Origin of the sequence: Streptomyces sp. NPDC032472 (assembly GCF_040636955.1) — a bacterium.
GTDB lineage: Bacteria > Actinomycetota > Actinomycetes > Streptomycetales > Streptomycetaceae > Streptomyces.
In genome coordinates, this window is sequence record NZ_JBEZVK010000005.1 from 76812 (window position 1) to 93489 (window position 16678).

General features: G+C 75.4%; 15 protein-coding genes and 1 pseudogene. 10 read left to right on the forward strand and 6 right to left on the reverse strand.

Annotated elements, in window-relative coordinates; all coding sequences use genetic code 11:
* Nucleotides 1-233: 233 nt before the first annotated feature.
* The 5 genes from AB0F11_RS04625 to AB0F11_RS04645 all read left to right on the forward strand — a co-directional run bounded on the left by AB0F11_RS04625 (nt 234) and on the right by AB0F11_RS04645 (nt 5625).
* The gene (locus tag AB0F11_RS04625; RefSeq protein ID WP_362168377.1) at nt 234-1298 is read left to right on the forward strand and encodes a cation diffusion facilitator family transporter; all 1065 of its coding nucleotides are present in this window, start codon (nt 234-236) and stop codon (nt 1296-1298) included.
* A gap of 37 nt (nt 1299-1335) precedes the next feature.
* Nucleotides 1336-1809: an NUDIX domain-containing protein gene (locus AB0F11_RS04630; RefSeq protein WP_362168379.1), complete on the forward strand. Its 474-nt coding sequence runs from the start codon at nt 1336-1338 to the stop codon at nt 1807-1809.
* A gap of 48 nt (nt 1810-1857) precedes the next feature.
* Complete coding sequence (locus tag AB0F11_RS04635) at nt 1858-3114, forward strand: Tm-1-like ATP-binding domain-containing protein (RefSeq protein ID WP_362168382.1); 1257 nt, start codon at nt 1858-1860, stop codon at nt 3112-3114.
* A 208-nt stretch (nt 3115-3322) separates the two neighbouring features.
* Entirely contained in the window at nt 3323-4957 is a 1635-nt protein-coding gene (locus tag AB0F11_RS04640) for a serine/threonine-protein kinase (RefSeq protein ID WP_362168384.1), read from the forward strand.
* A complete protein-coding gene (locus AB0F11_RS04645) occupies nt 4954-5625 on the forward strand; it encodes a hypothetical protein (RefSeq protein ID WP_362168386.1) in 672 nt (223 codons plus the stop codon). Before AB0F11_RS04640 ends, AB0F11_RS04645 begins: the two co-directional genes overlap by 4 nt.
* A 39-nt stretch (nt 5626-5664) precedes the next feature.
* On the opposite strand, the gene AB0F11_RS04650 is transcribed toward AB0F11_RS04645, so the two are convergent.
* Nucleotides 5665-6954 carry a bifunctional GNAT family N-acetyltransferase/ATP-binding protein gene (locus AB0F11_RS04650; RefSeq protein ID WP_362168388.1) on the reverse strand — a complete coding sequence of 430 codons (1290 nt, stop codon included), beginning with the start codon at nt 6952-6954 and terminating at the stop codon, nt 5665-5667.
* Nucleotides 6955-7114: 160 nt separating this feature from the next.
* Here AB0F11_RS04650 and AB0F11_RS04655 point away from each other — a divergent pair, with 160 nt between their 5' ends.
* Both AB0F11_RS04655 and AB0F11_RS04660 read left to right on the forward strand, forming a co-directional pair.
* Nucleotides 7115-8611 carry a glycosyltransferase family 39 protein gene (locus tag AB0F11_RS04655; RefSeq protein ID WP_362168390.1) on the forward strand — a complete coding sequence of 499 codons (1497 nt, stop codon included), beginning with the start codon at nt 7115-7117 and terminating at the stop codon, nt 8609-8611.
* Between the two features lie 177 nt (nt 8612-8788).
* Nucleotides 8789-9553 carry a trypsin-like peptidase domain-containing protein gene (locus tag AB0F11_RS04660; protein ID WP_362168392.1) on the forward strand — a complete coding sequence of 255 codons (765 nt, stop codon included), beginning with the start codon at nt 8789-8791 and terminating at the stop codon, nt 9551-9553.
* A gap of 124 nt (nt 9554-9677) precedes the next feature.
* Here AB0F11_RS04660 and AB0F11_RS04665 read toward each other — a convergent pair.
* The 3 genes and pseudogenes from AB0F11_RS04665 to AB0F11_RS04675 all read right to left on the reverse strand — a co-directional run.
* Nucleotides 9678-10145, reverse strand: a pseudogene (locus tag AB0F11_RS04665) (NUDIX domain-containing protein); the annotation flags it as partial.
* Between the two features lie 36 nt (nt 10146-10181).
* Nucleotides 10182-11798 (reverse strand): apolipoprotein N-acyltransferase, encoded by a 1617-nt coding sequence (gene lnt / locus AB0F11_RS04670; protein WP_362168393.1) that lies wholly within the window; start codon nt 11796-11798, stop codon nt 10182-10184.
* Nucleotides 11799-11871: 73 nt separating this feature from the next.
* Complete coding sequence (locus tag AB0F11_RS04675) at nt 11872-12387, reverse strand: hypothetical protein (RefSeq protein ID WP_362168396.1); 516 nt, start codon at nt 12385-12387, stop codon at nt 11872-11874.
* Between the two features lie 128 nt (nt 12388-12515).
* On the opposite strand from AB0F11_RS04675, the gene AB0F11_RS04680 reads away from it, so the two are divergent.
* Nucleotides 12516-12989, forward strand: coding sequence for a VOC family protein (locus tag AB0F11_RS04680; RefSeq protein ID WP_362168398.1), 474 nt, complete (start codon nt 12516-12518; stop codon nt 12987-12989).
* A 9-nt stretch (nt 12990-12998) separates the two neighbouring features.
* Here AB0F11_RS04680 and AB0F11_RS04685 read toward each other — a convergent pair whose 3' ends face one another.
* Nucleotides 12999-14123 (reverse strand): NAD(P)/FAD-dependent oxidoreductase, encoded by a 1125-nt coding sequence (locus tag AB0F11_RS04685; protein ID WP_362168400.1) that lies wholly within the window; start codon nt 14121-14123, stop codon nt 12999-13001.
* Between the two features lie 89 nt (nt 14124-14212).
* Between AB0F11_RS04685 and AB0F11_RS04690 the strand changes: the two genes are divergently transcribed.
* Complete coding sequence (locus AB0F11_RS04690; protein ID WP_362168402.1) at nt 14213-14839, forward strand: TetR/AcrR family transcriptional regulator; 627 nt, start codon at nt 14213-14215, stop codon at nt 14837-14839.
* Nucleotides 14836-15762, forward strand: coding sequence for an ADP-ribosylglycohydrolase family protein (locus tag AB0F11_RS04695; RefSeq protein ID WP_362168405.1), 927 nt, complete (start codon nt 14836-14838; stop codon nt 15760-15762). The genes AB0F11_RS04690 and AB0F11_RS04695 overlap by 4 nt, the downstream gene beginning before the upstream one ends.
* Nucleotides 15763-15774: 12 nt before the next feature.
* On the opposite strand, the gene AB0F11_RS04700 is transcribed toward AB0F11_RS04695, so the two are convergent.
* Nucleotides 15775-16572: an aspartate/glutamate racemase family protein gene (locus AB0F11_RS04700; RefSeq protein ID WP_362168407.1), complete on the reverse strand. Its 798-nt coding sequence runs from the start codon at nt 16570-16572 to the stop codon at nt 15775-15777.
* Nucleotides 16573-16678 lie beyond the last annotated feature (106 nt).

Sequence of the window (16678 nt, forward strand, 5' to 3'; positions counted from 1 at the left end):
TCGAGACGTCGCGACCGCATCTCATCCAGGCTCCGCCCGGGATCTCTTCCAGGCTCCGCCCGGGGTCGGCCCGTGTCGATTCGGCGGCCGCTGCGACCGTTCGCGTCGCGGTGACATCACCGCAGGTCAGAGGCCTCTTATGGGTAATGACAACGGTCCCCGTTGCAGCCTTTGCCCATTGCTTCGCGGTGCGCTTCACTTCACGCGTCGGAACCGAACGGACGGGGGACGAGATGGGCGTGCACGACCACACGCAGGAAGACGACCGCACCCGCGGCGCGGGCCACGACCACGGGGCGGGCCACGACCACGGGGCGGGGCACGACCACGACCACGCCGGGCACAGCCACGGCGTCTCCGCGGACGCCGACCGGCGGTGGCTGGCAATCGCGCTCGGCCTGATCGGCGCGTTCATGGCCGTGGAGGTGGCCGTCGGCATCATCGCCCAGTCGCTGGCCCTGATCTCCGACGCCGCGCACATGCTCACCGACGCGGTCTCGATCGTGCTCGCGCTCGTCGCGATGCGGCTCGCGGCCCGCCCGGCGCGCGGCGGGTTCACGTTCGGACTCAAGCGCGCGGAGATACTGTCCGCCCAGGCCAACGGGCTCACGCTGCTGCTGCTCGCGCTCTGGCTGGCGTACGAGGCGGTGCGGCGGCTGATCGATCCGCCGCCGGTGGCGGGCGGGCTGGTGCTGGTCACCGCGCTCGCCGGCATCGTGGTGAACGTGGCCGCGGCCTGGTGCATCTCGCGGGCGAACCGCTCCTCGCTCGCCGTCGAGGGGGCCTACCAGCACATCCTGAACGACCTCTTCGCCTTCATCGGCACCGCCGTCGCCGGCCTGATCGTCCTGACGACCGGCTTCGTGCAGGCCGACGCGATCGCCACGCTCGTGGTGGTGGCGCTGATGGTGAAGGCGGGTTACGGGCTGGTCCGCGAGTCCGGCCGGATCTTCCTCGAGGCCGCCCCGGCGCACCTGGACCCGGACGCGGTCGGGGACCGGCTCGTCGGGCTCCGGCCCGTCACCGAGGTCCACGACCTGCACATCTGGACCATCACCTCCGGCCAGGCGGCGCTGTCGGCGCACGTGCTCGTCGAGCCGGCCGGCGACTGCCACGCGGTGCGGCGGGAGCTGGAGCGGCTGCTCGCGCAGGAGTATGGGATCACGCACACCACCCTGCAGGTGGACCACGTGCAGGAGGCCCTGCTGACGGTGGGCCGGCGCGGCGAGGACGCGGTCGACCCGCACTGCGCGGACGCGCACGGCCCGGTGCACCGGCACGGTCCGCACGAGCACTGAGCGGTGGGCGGCCCGCCCGGCGGGCATACATCCGCCCATGACCGACAAACGCAGTGCCGGGCTGCTCCTCTTCCGTGACGCCGCCGGCGGCGCGGGCATCGAGGTGCTTCTCGGCCACATGGGCGGCCCGTACTGGGAGCGCCGCGACGACGGGGCCTGGTCCATCCCCAAGGGCGAGTACACGCCGGACGAGGAGCCGCTGGACGCGGCGCGGCGGGAGTTCACCGAGGAGATCGGCCTGCCGCCGCCCGAGGGGCCGTACCTCCCGCTGGGCGAGGTGCGGATCCCGGGCGGGAAGCTGGTGACGGTCTGGGCCGTACGGGCGGACCTGGATCCGGCGCTGATGGTGCCCGGGACCTTCACGATGGAGTGGCCGCCGCGCTCCGGGCGGACGGCGGCGTTCCCCGAGTTGGACCGGGTCGCCTGGTTCCCTCCGGAGGCGGCCGAAACCAAACTGGTGAGCTCTCAAGTCACTTTCATCGAGCGGCTGTTGGGGTTACCAGAGGGTTGACTCGACCTTGACTTGCCAACAAACCCCACCCGAGTGGACATTGCACGTATGACGAACGTCGTGCTGGTGGGAACCCTGGACACCAAGGGTGTCGAGTACGGCTGGCTGCGCGAGAAGCTGCTGCGCACCGGCGTCGAAGTGACCATGGTCGACACAGGAATCATGGGCGAACCACGCGTGCCCGCCGACGTGCCCCGCGCCGCGGTGGCCCGGGCGGCGGGAACGGAACTGTCGGACCTGCGGGCGGCCGCCGACCGGGGCGCGGCCGTCACCACGATGGCCCGGGGCGCGGAGGCGACGCTGCTGCGCCTGCACGCCGAGGGCAGGCTCCACGCGGTGCTCGCCATCGGCGGCAGCGGCGGCACCTCCATCGCCACCCGGGCCATGCGGGCGCTGCCGCTGGGCGTGCCGAAGCTGATGGTCTCCTCCATGGCGTCCGGGGACGTGGCCCCGTACGTCGGATCCGCGGACATCACCATGATGTACAGCGTCGTGGACATAGCGGGCATCAACAGCATCTCCTCCCCGATCCTCGCCAACGCGGTGGCCGCCGCCGCCGGCATGGCCAAGGCCTACGAGCGGGCCGGACTGGAGTTGCTGCGCCCGGCCCGCCTGGGCACCGGCTCACGCCCCCTCGTCGCGGCGAGCATGGCGGGGGTGACCACGCTCGGCGTCGACGCGGCGCGCGAGCGGCTGACCGAACTGGGCTACGAGGTCCTCGTCTTCCACGTCAGCGGCACCGGCGGCCGCACCCTGGAGAAGCTGGCGGGCCAGGGCGTGTTCGCGGGGGTGCTCGACCTCACCCTCAGCGAGCTTGCCGACGACCTGTGCGGCGGCATCCTCAGCGCCGGGCCCGACCGGCTCAGCGCGGCCGGGCGGGCCGGCATCCCGCAGGTGGTGAGCCTGGGCGCACTGGACATGGTGAAGTTCGGGCCGTTGGACTCCCTCCCCGAACGGGTGCGCTACCGGCGGGTCCGCGTGCACAACCCGTCCATCACGGTGATCCGCACCACCGAGGCCGAATGCGCCGAGCTCGGCCGCCGGGTCGCCGCCAAGCTCCGTACGGCGACGGGCCCCACCGAGGTGTGCCTGCCGCTGCGCGGCCTGTCCACGCTGGGCGCGCCGGGCGGCCCGTACCACGACCCGGCCGCGGACCGGGCCCTGTTCTCGGCGCTGCGGGAGGGGCTGCGGGGCACGTCCGCGGTCCTGCGCGACTACGACACCCACATCAACGACCCCGCGTTCGGGCGAGCGGCCGCCGACCGGCTGCACGCGATGATCCGCGCGGAGCGCGCCGCTGCCTGACGCGCGCCGCTGCCTGACGCGGGCCGGGGCCTGGCACGGGCCGAGGCCTGGCACGGGCCGAGGCCTGACGCGGGCCGAGGCCCGAGGAGTGAGACACGCCGGGGGTTGGGAACCGGCCGTGGCGGAAACCGTGTCCTGGGGGGTGGCCGGTCGGATGGCGACCGGCCCTTCGGGCACGGCGGCACGGCGCCACGGACGGGGGCGGACGATGACGAACGGGTGGACGGTACCCGGCTACACGCATGCCCGGGACCTCGGCTCCGGGGCGAGCGGCCGGGTGGTGCTCGCCGTGCACGACGCGACCGGCACGCCCGTGGCGGTGAAGTACCTCGCCGACCGGCTCCGCGAGGACCCGGCGTTCGTCGGGGAGTTCCGGGCGGAGGCCCGGCTGCTGGGCGGGCTGCACACCCCGTACGTGGTCCGCCTGTACGAGTACGTGGAGGCGCCCGGCGGCGCCGCCATCGTGATGGAACTGGTCGACGGGATCTCCCTGCGCGCCCTGCTGAAGCAGTCCGGGCAGGCCGGTCCCGAGGCCGCCCTGGTCCTGCTGAAGGGCTCGCTGCTGGGGCTGGCGGCGGCGCACCGGCAGGGCGTCGTCCACCGCGACTACAAGCCGGAGAACGTGCTGGTCGCGGCCGACGGCACGTCGAAGCTGGTGGACTTCGGGATCGCGACGCGCCGCGGCAGCACGCCGGGCGTGGCCGGCACTCCCGCGTACATGGCGCCCGAGCAGTGGCAGGGGCGGCCCGCCTCGCCCGCCGCCGACGTGTACGCGGCGACGGCGACGTTCTTCGAGTGCCTGACCGGCCACAAGCCGTACCCGGGGCAGAACTTCGCGGAGCTCGCGGTGCAGCACGTCGAGGCGCCGGTCCCGGCGGCCGAGGCCCCGGAGCCGGTGCGGCCGCTGATCCTGCGGGGCCTGGCCAAGGCTCCGGAGCAGCGCCCGGAGAACGCGGAGGCGTTCGTCGCGGAGCTGGAGCACGTGGCACTGGCGGCGTACGGGCCGGACTGGGAGGAGCGCGGGCAGCGCAAGCTGGCGGCGCTCGCCGCGCTGCTGCCGCTGCTGTTTCCCTCCGCGGGCGCACCGGCGGCCGGGACCACGGCGGTGGCGACGACCTCGCTGGGGCCCGGTTCGGGCTGGGCGCCGGGGCGTCGCGGCCTGTACGCGGCGGGCGCGGCGCTTGTCCTGGGAGTGGTGGCAGGGCTCACCACCAGTGCGATGGGCGGGGAGCCGGGCGGGGCCCGGGCGGTGAACACCTTCGCCACCTCCGGCCCGGGTCCGACCGCTTCGCCCGGGGCGTCGGGCTCGCCCCTGCCGGGTCCGAGCGGTTCGGCTTCCCCGGACGCGTCGGCCTCGCCCGAGGCGTCCGCGTCGGCGTCCCCGTCCGCGTCGCCTTCCGCATCGCCGTCCGGCTGGGCGTGGCCCTCGCTGTCGCCGAGCCCGGGCCACACCGTGAGCCGCCCGCCGACCACTGCCCCGGCCACGACCCGGCCGCCGACCTCGCCGCCGGCGCCGTCCCCGAGGGCGACGGTGTACGCGGTCGGGGTGAACCTGACCCAGAGCGCCCCCGGCACCGGGCAGGCGAGCGTGGGGATCAAGGCCGCGGGCAGCGGCACGGTGAAGGTCACGGTGCAGTGGTTCACCGGCAACGACGGCAACCCGTTCGCGACGCCGGACGGCTCCGCCGTCTACGACTACAAGCCGGGCGGGGCGTTCGGCCCGCTGACGCACACGTTCAAGGGCACGGGCTGCTACTGGGCCGTCCGTGTCACGACGGTGCCGGCCGCGGCCGAGGGGCCGGCGACCGACACCCTGCTCGACAGGAGGTGCGTTCCCGGATGAGCGAGGACGACGAGTACAGCGCAACGGTGCTCGGCAGCCACTGGATCAGCGGCCCGCCGGGGGCCCACACCACGCAGCCCCTCCCCACGCAGCCCCTCCCGACGCAGACCCTGCCGACGGAGGGCGGCCCGTCGCAGGTCGGCCCGTCGCAGGTTCCGGACGCCGTGCCGGACCGGGTCGAGGGATCGGTCATGCGGTTCGGGCCGGGGGTGACGGCGGCCATGCCCGCCCCGTTCCCCGTGGTCGTCGCCCCGCCGGCGCGGCGGCGGCGCGGCGAGTGGCGCCGCTACGCCCTGGCCGGCGCGGTGCTGCTCGCGGTGCTGGCGTACCTGGCCTGGCAGCGGCTCGGGCCGGGCATCGAGGTGCGGGAGGTGACGGCGGCGACGGCCGGCGCGCAGGATGCCGGCTGCGACTCGACGGCCGATGTGGTGGCCGTCGTACGGACCAACGGGCGCCCGGGGACGCTGGAGTACCGGTGGATCCGCAGCGACGGCACCCGCTCGGAGCAGCTCACGGAGCGGGTGCCGCGCGGCCGGGAGGAGGCCCGGCTGCACCTGCTGTGGACCTTCCGGGGCCGGGGCGTCTACCCGGCCACGGCCGAGATCGAGCTCGTCTCCCCGGAGCACCGCACGGCGACGGCGCGGTTCACCTACCGCTGCGCCGGCTGAGCGGGCCCGGGGCCGGTCCGGCCGCGGCCGCCCTCCCCGTCAGAAGCGGGCGTGGGCGGTGATGTCCGCCTCGAACTCGCCCGTCATGGCGGGGGTGACCGTGGGCCGGCACTGGCGGACCGCCGCCAGGTAGTCCTCGGTGGTGGCGCCGAGCCGGTCCGAGGCGGCGCCGCGGGCGCCCACCGACTCCAGGTCCCGTTCGAAGGAGACCTGGGCGGCGATCCGCGCCGCGTGCTCGATGTCGGCCGGGGTGAACAGCTCGCTCGCCTCCACCAGGGCCGCCACGTCGACGTCCGCGCGGCCCTCCGTGTAGCGCGACCAGATCGCGGCGCGGGCCCCGGAGTCCGGGGTGCCGATAGGGATCAGGTAGTCGAAGCGCCCGGGCCGCAGGAAGGCCGGGTCCAGGGAGCGGATGGAGTTGGTGGCGCACACCAGCAGCCGCTCGCCGCCCTCGCGGAATCCCGGGATCAGCTTGAGCAGCTCATTCGTCACCCCGTGGATGCCGCCGGGCTGCGCGGGCTCGGTGCGCACGGGCGCGATCTCCTCGACCTCGTCGATGAAGACGAGCACCCGTTCCAGCTCGGCGATCCGGGCGAACGCGTCGCGCAGCGCGGCGGCGAGGTTGCCCTCGTCGGCGAGGCGGGAGGGCAGCAGCTCCACGAACGGCCAGCCGAGCCGGGAGGCGATGGCGCGGGCGAAGGTGGTCTTGCCGGTGCCGGGCGGGCCGAACAGGGTGATGGCGCGCGGCGGCCGCACGCCGTGCGCGGCGGCCCGCTCGGGCTCGGCGAGCGGCAGCACCACGCGCCGTTCGATGAGGTCCTTCTCCTGCTCCATGCCGGCGACCTTCTCCCACAGGTCACTCGGCAGGAAGCGGCCGCCGAGGTCGTCGAGGAGGCCGGCGGCGGGCCCGTGCAGCGGCTCGCTCTTCTCGAAGTAGGCGACGGCCGGCTGCCGGGTGTAGCCGGCGTTGAGCAGGCCCTCGCCGAGCAGGTCCTCCTCGGGCAGGACGTACGCGATCCGGCCGACGCGGGCGGCGATGAGCCGCCGCTCCAGCTCGACCAGCAGGGCGCTGGCCAGGCCCCGGCCGCGCCACCCGGCGGCGATCGCGATCCGCATCACCCAGGCGCGCTCGCCGGTGACGCAGGCGAGGGCCGCTCCGATCGGGATGCCCTGGTGGACGGCGACCACGCAGGGCTGCCGGCCGGTCAGGGCGCTGATGCACTCGGCCAGCGAGAAGACGGATTCCTGGCCGAGCTCGGCCGTGGTGTCGATCAGATGGACGACTGCGGCGAGATCGCTCTCGCGGTAGTCGTGGATGAGCCAGTTCACCCGGTACCGCCCCTCGTTCGTGCTCCTGCCGCGAGGCTAGGGGCGGCGGGGCGGCCCGCCCACGCTCCGCGGTGCACAACAGCGGCTGCGCGAACCGTCCGTGCCGTCCATAGACTGGTGCTTTCCGCCCGCGCCGCCCCCCGAGGATCCGATCCGCTTCATGACTTCCGACATATCCGAGATACCTGACGCCCGGCGGCGGACCCTCGTGTGGCTGCTGCCGGTGCTCTGGACGCTCGGGTTCGGACTGTGGGGGCTGTCCCGGCAGGGCAGTGTGTGGCGGGACGAGGCGGCCACCTGGCAGGTGGCCGCGAGGCCGGCGGGCGAGATCTGGGAGATGCTCGGCAACGTCGACGCCGTGCACGGGCTCTACTACCTGCTGATGCACGGCCTGTTCGAGGTCTTCGGGGCGGGTACGACGACGCTGCGGCTGCCGTCGGTGCTGGCGGTCGCGGCCGCCGCGGCGTGCGTGGCGCTGATCGGGCGGCGGCTGGCCGGGTTCTGGGCCGGGCTGGGCGGGGGGCTCGCGCTGGCGCTGCTGCCGGCCGTGCAGTTCCACCTCCAGGAGGGCCGCCCGTACGCGCTGGTCACGGCGGGAGCCGGGCTGTCGACGCTGCTGCTGGTGTCGCTGCTGGCGGACGCCGGGGCCGAGGGGCCGCCGGGCGGGGGCCCGGAGCGGCCGCGAGGGCGCCGGTGGCCCCGCTGGACGGCGTACGGGCTCACGGTGCTGGCGTGCGCGCTGCTGAACTGGCTGTCGCTGCTGGTCCTGCCCGCGCACGCCGCGACCCTGTGGTGGGTGCGGGCGGGGCGCGGGGTGGTCGGGCGGTGGGCGGTGGCCTCCGCGGGGGCCGTGGCGGGGGCGCTGCCGCTGGTCCTGTTCAGCCGGAGCCAGTCCGACCAGGTGTCGTGGATACCGCCGCTGACCTGGCACATGATGATCGGCCCGGGGATCCTGTTGGCGGTCGGCGGCCTCGGGGCCGTGCTGGACCGGCCGCGCGCGGGCCGGCTGTCGGCGGCCGCGGTCGGGCTGCCGCTGCTGGCGGTGCCGCAGCTGGGCCTGGCCGGGATCTCGCTGGCCCGGCCGCTGTTCCTGGACCGGTACGTGCTCTTCGGCATGGTGGGCCTGGCCCTGCTGGTCGGTGCGGGCCTGGGGGCGGGCGTACGGGCCGCCGCGCCCCGGTTCCCGAGGGGGTCGGCGGTGCTCGTACCCGGCGTGGTCGGTGTCGGGATGCTGGCGCTGCTGCCGGTGGCCCTGGCCGATCGGGCTCCGGCCAGCCGGATCGACGACGTACTGGCGGTGGCCGGTGAGGTGGCCCGGCTGAAGCAGCCGGGGGACGCGGTGCTGTTCGTGCCGGCCGCGCGGCGGGACACCGCGCTGGTCTCCCCCGGGGCCTTCGCGGGCCTCGCGGACATCGCCCTGGAGCGCGGGCCGGGTGCCTCGGCCACGCTCAAGGGCGAGGAGGCGGAGCCGGACCGGATACGGGCCGCGCTGCTCGGGCAGCGGCGGGTGCTGCTGGTGACGGATGCGGCGCGGGTGGCGAAGCCGTGGCGGGCCGCGCGGGACGCGGCGAAGGCGGCGGTGCTGCGGGAGCGGTTCACGGTGGTGGCGGACCGGCAGGTACGGGGCCGCCGGGTGACGGTGTACGAACGCCGCTAGGAGGCGCCGGACAGGCCTTGGGCGGCGCCGTTCGAGCGGTTCGCCCGGTCCGCCCGATTGGCCCCGGCTCACCCTCGCCCGATTGGCCGGGCGGTCCGGGGATTCACAGCGGATTCATATGGAATAACGGGCTCCGGTCATAGTTTCGACGGGGAATCTCGGAGCATGATCCCGAGCATGCTTCCCCCACCGGCCCACCGCCCCCGCATCCGGCGGACGTCCCGGATGCTCGCCGCGCTGGCCGCGATGGCCGCCCTGCTGAGCGTGAACATGCCGGACGCCGAGGCGGTGCCGCCGCTGGGCGTCACCGCGCAGGCGCTCCCCGACGCGACGGCGAACCGGGTCGGGCCGCTGTTCGCGGGCGGCCTGTCCGGGGGCCATTTCTGCACCGCCGCCGTGGTCCACAGCGACGGCCGCGACGTGATCGCCACCGCCGCCCACTGCCTGGGCGACCCGCAGAACACCTACTTCGCGCCGGGCTACCGCGACGGCACCGCCCCGTACGGGGTGTGGCGCCTGACCAGCGCGTACGTGGCGCCGCAGTGGACCGCCGGCCAGGACCCCGACGCCGACGTCGCCTTCGCCACGGTGGTCCCGGCCGGCGACGGGCACCGGGCGTCCGTGGAGGACGCTGTCGGCGGCTTCCCGGTGGCGGCCGAGCAGGCGGCCGACGCGGCGGTCACGATAGTGGGCTACCCGAGCACCGAGAACGCCCCGCTGCGCTGCGCCAACACCACCGCCCTGTACTCCGACAGCCAGCGCCGGATCGACTGCCCCGACCTCAGCGGCGGCACGAGCGGCAGCCCCTGGCTGGTGGGCGGGGCGGTGGCGGGGGTGCTGGGCGGGTACGAGGGCGGGGGCTCGGACCCGGACGTCTCGTACAGCGCGGTGCTGGGCGACCAGGCGGTGGAGCTCTACCGGGAGGCGGCCGACGACGACTGAGCCGGCCGTGGCGCGGGTCCCGCTACTCCGGGATGCCCTCCGGCACCCACGCCGGAGCGGCGGCAGCGGCTGCGGCCGGGGCCACTGCAGGGGCCGCGGCAGGCGGCTCCTCGGGGAGCTCGGCAGCCGGCGTGAACCAGGTCGGCTCGTCGCGCAGCGCCCGCTGGATCCGGTCCAGCGCGAACGGCTCCAGCGGCGGCAGCGCGTCCGGTGCGAACCAGGCCACTTCCAGCGACTCGTGGTCGTTGACGCGGGCCTCGCCGCCGGTCGCCCGGCAGCGGAAGCTGATGTCCTGGAACTGGCAGAGGTCGCCGTTGGGATAGGTGAACGGCTGGAGCATCTCGACCAGCACCACCCGCTCGGGCACGCACCGCACGCCGGTCTCCTCGTACACCTCGCGCACGACGGTGTCGGCGGGCTGTTCGCCCGGCTCGGCGATCCCGCCGACCACGGACCACCCTCCGGTGTCGGCGCGGCGGCCGAGCAGGACCCGCCCATGCCCGTCGACGACGACGGCGCTGACGCCGGGCAGGAGCAGGAGCCGGTTCCCGGCATGGGCGCGGATCTGGCGGATGAACTCAGGTGTGCTCATGCCACGAACCTTACGAGGCCCGCGCCGGGCCCCCGGTCAGGCGGCGCTGCGGCGGGCGCGGATCCGGCGCAGGAGCGTGCCGCCGAGGGCGCCGGCGGCGAGCACGAGGAGCGCGTACTCGGGCAGCGGGCCGAAGCGGGTGGCGGGCGTCTCGGTCGAGCGCAGCGGGATCTCGGCGACCAGCGCGTCCGCGGTGAACATCTTCGTCTGCTGCACGACGGTGCCGTCGGGCCGGATGACGGCGCTGACGCCGCTGGTGACCGGGACCAGCACGGTACGGCTGTGTTCGACGGCGCGGACCCGGTCCATGGCGAGCTGCTGGTAGGTCATCTGGGTCCGGCCGAAGGTGGCGTTGTTGCTCGGTACGGCGACGACCTGCGCGCCGGCCTGCACGGTGGAGCGGACGGCGTCGTCGAAGGCGGCCTCGAAGCAGGTGACCATGCCGATGCGGCTGCCGGCCATGTCGAAGACGCCGGGGTCCTTGCCGGGGCCGAAGTCGCGTCGGACCCGGTCCACGTCGGAGCTGAAGATCCGGACGAAGGACCGCATCGGGATGCGTTCGCCGAACGGCTGGATCTTGCGCTTGTCGTAGGTGTCCGTGGGGCCCTTGACCGGGTCCCACAGGATCATCGTGTTGCGCAGCGGGCCGGTCTCGGGGGCGAGGACGGAGCCGATCGCGACGGGTACGCCGACGGCCTTCACCGCGCGGTCGATGGCGTCGTACGCGTCCGGCTGGGTGTACGGGTCGATGTCGGAGGAGTTCTCCGGCCAGACCACGAAGTCCGGCTTGGCGACGCGGCCCGCCTTGACGTCCTCGGCCAGCTGCAGGGTGCGGTTGGCGTGGTTGTCGAGGACGGCGCGGCGCTGGGCGTTGAAGTCGAAGCCGGCGCGCGGCACGTTGCCCTGGACCACGGCGGCCACGGCGGTGCCGTCCTCGGCGGCGTCGGACACCAGCGGGCGGGCGGCGAGCGCCGCGCCGACCGGGGCGGCGACGGAGAGGGCGGCGAGGGCGGCGGTGGCCCGGCGCGGGTGGCTGCGGGCGGTGCGCAGGACCTCGTACAGCCCGAAGCCGCACAGGGCGATGCCGAAGGAGAGCAGCGGGGTGCCGCCGAGCGCGGCGAGCGGCAGGAAGAGGCCGTCGGCCTGGCCGAAGGCGAGCTTGCCCCACGGGAAGCCGCCGAAGGGGGCGCGGGCGCGCAGGGCCTCGCCGGCGATCCAGACCGCGGCGCCCCACAGCGGCCAGGCGGGGAGCTTGCTGACGAGGGCGACGCCGAGGGTGGTCAGGGCGATGAGGAGGGCTTCGAGGAGGGCGAGGGCGAGCCACGGGACGGGGCCGACGCCCTCGCTCGTCCACACCAGCAGCGGCAGCAGGAAGCCCAGGCCGTGCAGGAGGCCCAGGCCGAAGCCGGCGCGGGCGCGGCGGCCGTGCAGGCAGCCGGCGAGGACGGCGAGGGCGAAGGGGGCCAGCCACCACAGCGGGCGGGGCGGGAAGCTCAGGTAGAGCAGCACGCCGGAGCCGGCCGCCAGTGCCGCGCGCAACGCGGCGGCGGTCTTCCGCTGCGGCCGTCCGGCGGCCGGGCGCGCGGCGGCTTCTGCTCCGAGGGCGGCTTCCGCTGCGGCGCCTTCGGGCTTTCGGGTGACACTGCTGCTCATTGGGCGGAGTGTACGTGGCCCGGCCGGAAGCCCCCACACGGACGGGCCCGCGCGGGCCCGTCCGGTACGCCGGTCAGCGGGCGAGGGCGCGCAGGTGGGTGCGGATGACGCGGACCGCGTTCTCGGCGTCGTCGACGGTGACGGTGAACAGCTTGCCGTCGCCGAGGTGGAGGGCCAGCCCTTCGCCGCGCCGGACGATGACGGCGGTGCCCTTCTCGGGGCGCCAGCGGTAGCCCCAGCCGCCCCACTGCTGGGGGGTGATCCGGGGCAGGAACTCGGCGGAGGTCACCTCGGAGAGCCGGATCGTGCGCCGCGGCAGCCCTATGTGCCCGCAGCGCACCTCCATGGCCTCGGAGTCCACGGTGACGGCGACGTGCACGAAGGCGATCGTGCCGTAGAGGATCAGCAGGCCGACGGCGAGGCAGCCGACCACGGACATCACGAGGGGGACGTTGCCGGAGCCCCAGGAGTAGTCGACGGCGAGTTCGATGCCGAGCGCGAGCGCCGCAGCGCCCGCCGCCGCCAGGAGCCACTGCGCGCGGTTGGAGGCCCGGCCCGTCCACAGCGGACCAGGGGGGTGACCCGTCATGGGTAGCAGCGTACTCACGTTCCGCATGTGCGGCACCGCCTCTCGCCGGCCCCTCACCCGGACTGTCGTGCAGCGCGTACCCGGCGGCGGTTGACCTCAAGCAAGGTTGAGCTCCTACGGTCACCCTCATGACCACTCACGAGGCGGCAGAGGCCGCACAGATCATCCCGGAGCGCTACCGCACGGCGGTGGTGCCGCATGTCATGGTGGCCGACGCGGGCGCCGCGCTCGCCTTCTACGAGCGGGCCTTCGGCGCGGTCGTGGACTTCCGGCTCGACCGCCCCGGGGGCGGGGTGCTGCACGCGGAGATCCGCATCGGCGGGGCCGTGCTGATGCTCGGCGACACCGCCGAGGGGCCCTTCTCCGCCCCTTCAGCGCTCGGCGGGACCTCGGTCGCGCTCCACGTGTACGTACCGGACGTGGACGCGCTGGCCGCGACGGCCGTGGCCGAGGGCGCGGAGCTGCTCCAGCCGCCGGCCGACCAGTTCCACGGCGACCGCACGGCCATCCTGCGCGACCCGTCCGGGCACCTGTGGGTGTTCCTGACCCATCTGGAGACGGTCTCCGGGGAGGAGTTGGAGCGCCGCCTCGCGGGGGCGTGAGGTTCCGGTTCAGCCGGGCAGCAGGCCGACGAGGGCGTCGCGCAGGGCCGGGCGGCGGGCGGTCACGAACCGGTGCAGGGTCCGCGAGCCGAGGGCGACGCGCTGGGCGCTGCGGCGCCGCTCGGCGTCGTACGCGCGCAGGGCGGCGGGCAGTTTGGACCGCCCGTGCGCGGCGACGGCCCGGGTGAGGGCCTCGGCGTCGAGCAGGGCGGTGCAGGCGCCCTGGCCGAGGTTGGGGGTCATGGCGTGGGCGGCGTCGCCGACGAGGGCGGTGCGGCGGCCGTCGACGAAGGCGGGCAGGGCCGGGTGGAGGTGGCGCATCTCGTAGCGGATCCAGGTCGCCGGGTCGGTGTCGGCGAGGGTGCGCGGGACGGGGTCGTGCCAGCCGGCGAACGCGGCGCGCAGCCCGTCGGCGGTGGTGGCTGCGGGGACGGCGGCGTACCAGTTCGTGCGCCCGGGCTCGACCGGGGTCATGCCGAAGAAGCGGCCGTCGCCCCAGGTCTCGCCGTACACGCCGGTCTCGAAGCCGGCGATGCCGATCCAGGCGGCCGTGCCGAGGGTGCGCACGCGGCTGCGCGCGCCGAAGCGGGCGGTGCGCACGGCACTGTGGATGCCGTCGGCGCCGACGACGAGGTCCGCGTCGAGCGCATCCGCGTCGGTCAGGCGCTGCCCGTACGCGAGGTGGACGCCACCGAGGCGGTCGAGTTCGGCGAGCAGGGCGTCGATGAGGTACGGGCGGGAGACGAGGAGTTCGGGGCGGCCGGCCTTGCGCTCGATCCGCTCGAGGGGCAGGGCCGCCAGCACGGTGCCGTCGGGCCGGCGGATCTTCGCGCCGCGGTACGGGACCGCGCGCACCCGCAGGGCCTCGCCGAGGCCGAGGCGGTCGAGGGCGGCCTGGGCGGTGGGGTGGATGCCGAAGGCGGTGCCGTAGTGCTCAAGTGCGGTGCGGCGCTCCAGGACGCGGACCGCCCAGCCGGCGCGGCACAGGCCGACGGCGGTGGCGAGCCCGCCGACCCCGGCCCCGACCCCGACGGCCGTGCCCGTGTCGCCGTGTCCGTCGTTGTGCCGTGTGGCCTGCTCGCCTTGCCGGTCCCGGTCGTTCTGTTCGTTCTGTTCGTTCTGTTCGTTCTGCATGACACGTTCCCCCTCGCCACGGGTTACGGGTGACCACCACAAGTGTGGTACTACACCTGTGGTACCACACTTGTGGTTAGGCTGCACACGTGAATCAGGATCGAAGGGACCGGCTGCGAGACGCAGCCGTCGCGGTGCTGGCGGAGGCGGGCGGGCGCGGGCTGACCCACCGGGCCGTCGACACCGCGGCCGACGTGCCCCTGGGCACGGCCAAGAACTACTTCCCGAGCCGGGACGCCCTGCTGCGGGCGGTCGCCGAGCGGTGCCTGGAGCAGTACCGGGCCCTGGCCGACGCCCTGGCGGGGGCCGGCCCGGGCCCCGGCGACCGGGAGGCCCTGGCGGCCCTGCTCGCGGGGCTGCTGCGCGATGTGGCCGGGCCGGGGCGGGCACGCGTCCTGGCCTATCTGGAACTCCAGGCCGAGGCGGCGCGGCGGCCGTGGCTGGCCGCGCTGCTGGACCCGATCGGCGCGGCGGACTTCGCGGCCCACGAGCACCTGCTGCGCGCGGCCGGGCTGCCGGCCGGGCCGGCACAGGCCCGAGCCCTCACCCTTGCGATGCACGGGGCGCTGTGGCACCTGCTGGCCGGGGCACCGGCCACCCTGGCCGCCGCCGGGCTGGACGACCTGGAGGGCTTCGCCCGCGGTGTACTGTCCGCGGTCTGCCCTGAACCGGACGGGCCGGAAGCGAACGTGGAGAACGTGGAGGAGGAGCGATGACCACGCGGCTCGACCGCGCCGTGGGTGCGGTCCTGGGCTCGGCCGTCGGCGATGCACTCGGCGCGCCCTACGAGTTCGGGCCCGCCGGGGAACTTTCCGCGCGCGGCGCCGAGATGCGCGGGGGCGGCGGCTGGGACCCGGGCGAGGCGACCGACGACACGCAGATGGCGGTCCTGGTCGGCGAATCGCTGCTGGAGCACGGCGGCCTCGAACTCCCCGACGTCTTCGGCCGGTTCCAGCGCTGGGCGGCGGGAGGGCCCAAGGACATCGGGCTCCAGACGGAGGACGTGCTGACCAGCGGCGCGCCCTGGGATCTGGCGGCCGCACTGCACTTCCAGGTCAACGCGCGGGCGGCGGGCAACGGTTCCCTGATGCGGGCCTCGACCTCGGCGGTGTACTTCGCCGCCGCCGGGCGGGAGGCGACCATGGACGCGGCCCGGCGGATCGCCGCGCTGACCCACGGCGACCGGGCCGCCTGGGAGGGCACGGCCGTACTGCACGAACTCGTACGGATCGCCCTGGACGGCGCCGATCCGCTGGCCGGCCTGCCCGAGGTGCTGGCGGCCGTACATCCGGAGCACCGGGAGCGGTACGGCCGGGTGCTGGATCCCGGCTGGCACCCGGGCCTGGCCACCGAGTTCAACGGCGCGGTGTGGCCCTGCCTGGGCTCCGCGGTGTGGGCGCTGCGGACGACCGCCGGGTTCGCCGAGGCCGTACGGGCCGCCGTGAACCTGGGCGGGGACACCGACACGGTGGCCGCCGTCACCGGCGCCCTGGCCGGGGCCCGCTACGGCCAGGCGGCGGTCCCGCCGGAGTGGAGCGCCGCACTGCACGTGCCCCTGCCCGGATTCGGCCCGCGGGTCCTGGGCGCGGAAGACCTGTGCGAGCTGGCCCGGCGCCTCGCGGAGCCGGGCCGGACCTGAGGGGGCTGCGGGTCAGCCGGCGACGGCCGCGCCCTCGCCGGCGAGGAGCCGGCCCTCGGCGTACTCCAGTGCGGCGGCGGGGAGGGCCCCTTCGGCCCCGCTGAGCAGGACCGTCAGGCTGCCGGTGCGCGGCAGCTCCGGTGCGGGGGCGGCGCCGATGCGGCGCAGCGCCTGCACGGCGACGGGCTCGGCGGAGCCGTAGTAGGTGAGCTCGGCCCCGCCGGTGCGCTCCGCGAGGGCGGCGCGGACGGTCGGCTCGACGAGCTCGTAGTGCGTGCAGCCGAGGACGATGTCGGTGACGTCGGCCGGGGTCAGCGCGGCCGCGGCCGCGACGGCCGTGGCGATGGCCGCCTCGTCGCCGGCCTCGACGGCGTCGGCGAGGCCGGGACACGGCACCTCGGTGACGCGCGCGCCGGCGGCGAAGTCACGGATCAGCCCGCGCTGGTAGGGGCTGCCGGTGGTGGCAGGGGTGGCCCAGATCGCCACGCGCCCGCCGCCGCCGGCGGCGGCCGGCTTGATCGCCGGCACGGTCCCGATCACCGGGATCGCGGGCTCCAGCTCGGCCCTGATGGCGGGCAGGGCGTGGACGGTGGCGGTGTTGCAGGCGATGATCAGCGCGTCCGGGCGCAGCGCGGCGGCGGCCCGGGCGACGCCGAGCGCGCGCCCGGTGAGGTCGGCCGGGGTGCGCGGGCCCCAGGGCATGCCGTCGGGGTCGGAGGACAGGACCAGATCGACGTCCGGGCGCAGCCGTCGCATCGCGGCGGCAGCCGCGAGGAGGCCGATTCCGGAGTCCATGAGGGCGATCTTCACCCGGTCACCTTAGTCGACGCGCCCCCACCACACCGGCCGACGGGGCCTGCCTGTGGCCCGCGGCACACCGCCCACCGCCACCGCTGCGCGGAGCCGGTCCCCTTCC

Coding starts and splice junctions, on each gene's coding strand:
- AB0F11_RS04625 (WP_362168377.1), top strand. CDS start 234: ATGGGCGTGCACGACCACACGCAGGAAGACGACCGCACCCGCGGCGCG.
- AB0F11_RS04630 (WP_362168379.1), top strand. CDS start 1,336: ATGACCGACAAACGCAGTGCCGGGCTGCTCCTCTTCCGTGACGCCGCC.
- AB0F11_RS04635 (WP_362168382.1), top strand. CDS start 1,858: ATGACGAACGTCGTGCTGGTGGGAACCCTGGACACCAAGGGTGTCGAG.
- AB0F11_RS04640 (WP_362168384.1), top strand. CDS start 3,323: ATGACGAACGGGTGGACGGTACCCGGCTACACGCATGCCCGGGACCTC.
- AB0F11_RS04645 (WP_362168386.1), top strand. CDS start 4,954: ATGAGCGAGGACGACGAGTACAGCGCAACGGTGCTCGGCAGCCACTGG.
- AB0F11_RS04655 (WP_362168390.1), top strand. CDS start 7,115: ATGACTTCCGACATATCCGAGATACCTGACGCCCGGCGGCGGACCCTC.
- AB0F11_RS04660 (WP_362168392.1), top strand. CDS start 8,789: ATGCTTCCCCCACCGGCCCACCGCCCCCGCATCCGGCGGACGTCCCGG.
- lnt (WP_362168393.1), bottom strand. CDS start 11,798: ATGAGCAGCAGTGTCACCCGAAAGCCCGAAGGCGCCGCAGCGGAAGCC.
- AB0F11_RS04675 (WP_362168396.1), bottom strand. CDS start 12,387: ATGACGGGTCACCCCCCTGGTCCGCTGTGGACGGGCCGGGCCTCCAAC.
- AB0F11_RS04680 (WP_362168398.1), top strand. CDS start 12,516: ATGACCACTCACGAGGCGGCAGAGGCCGCACAGATCATCCCGGAGCGC.
- AB0F11_RS04685 (WP_362168400.1), bottom strand. CDS start 14,123: ATGCAGAACGAACAGAACGAACAGAACGAACAGAACGACCGGGACCGG.
- AB0F11_RS04695 (WP_362168405.1), top strand. CDS start 14,836: ATGACCACGCGGCTCGACCGCGCCGTGGGTGCGGTCCTGGGCTCGGCC.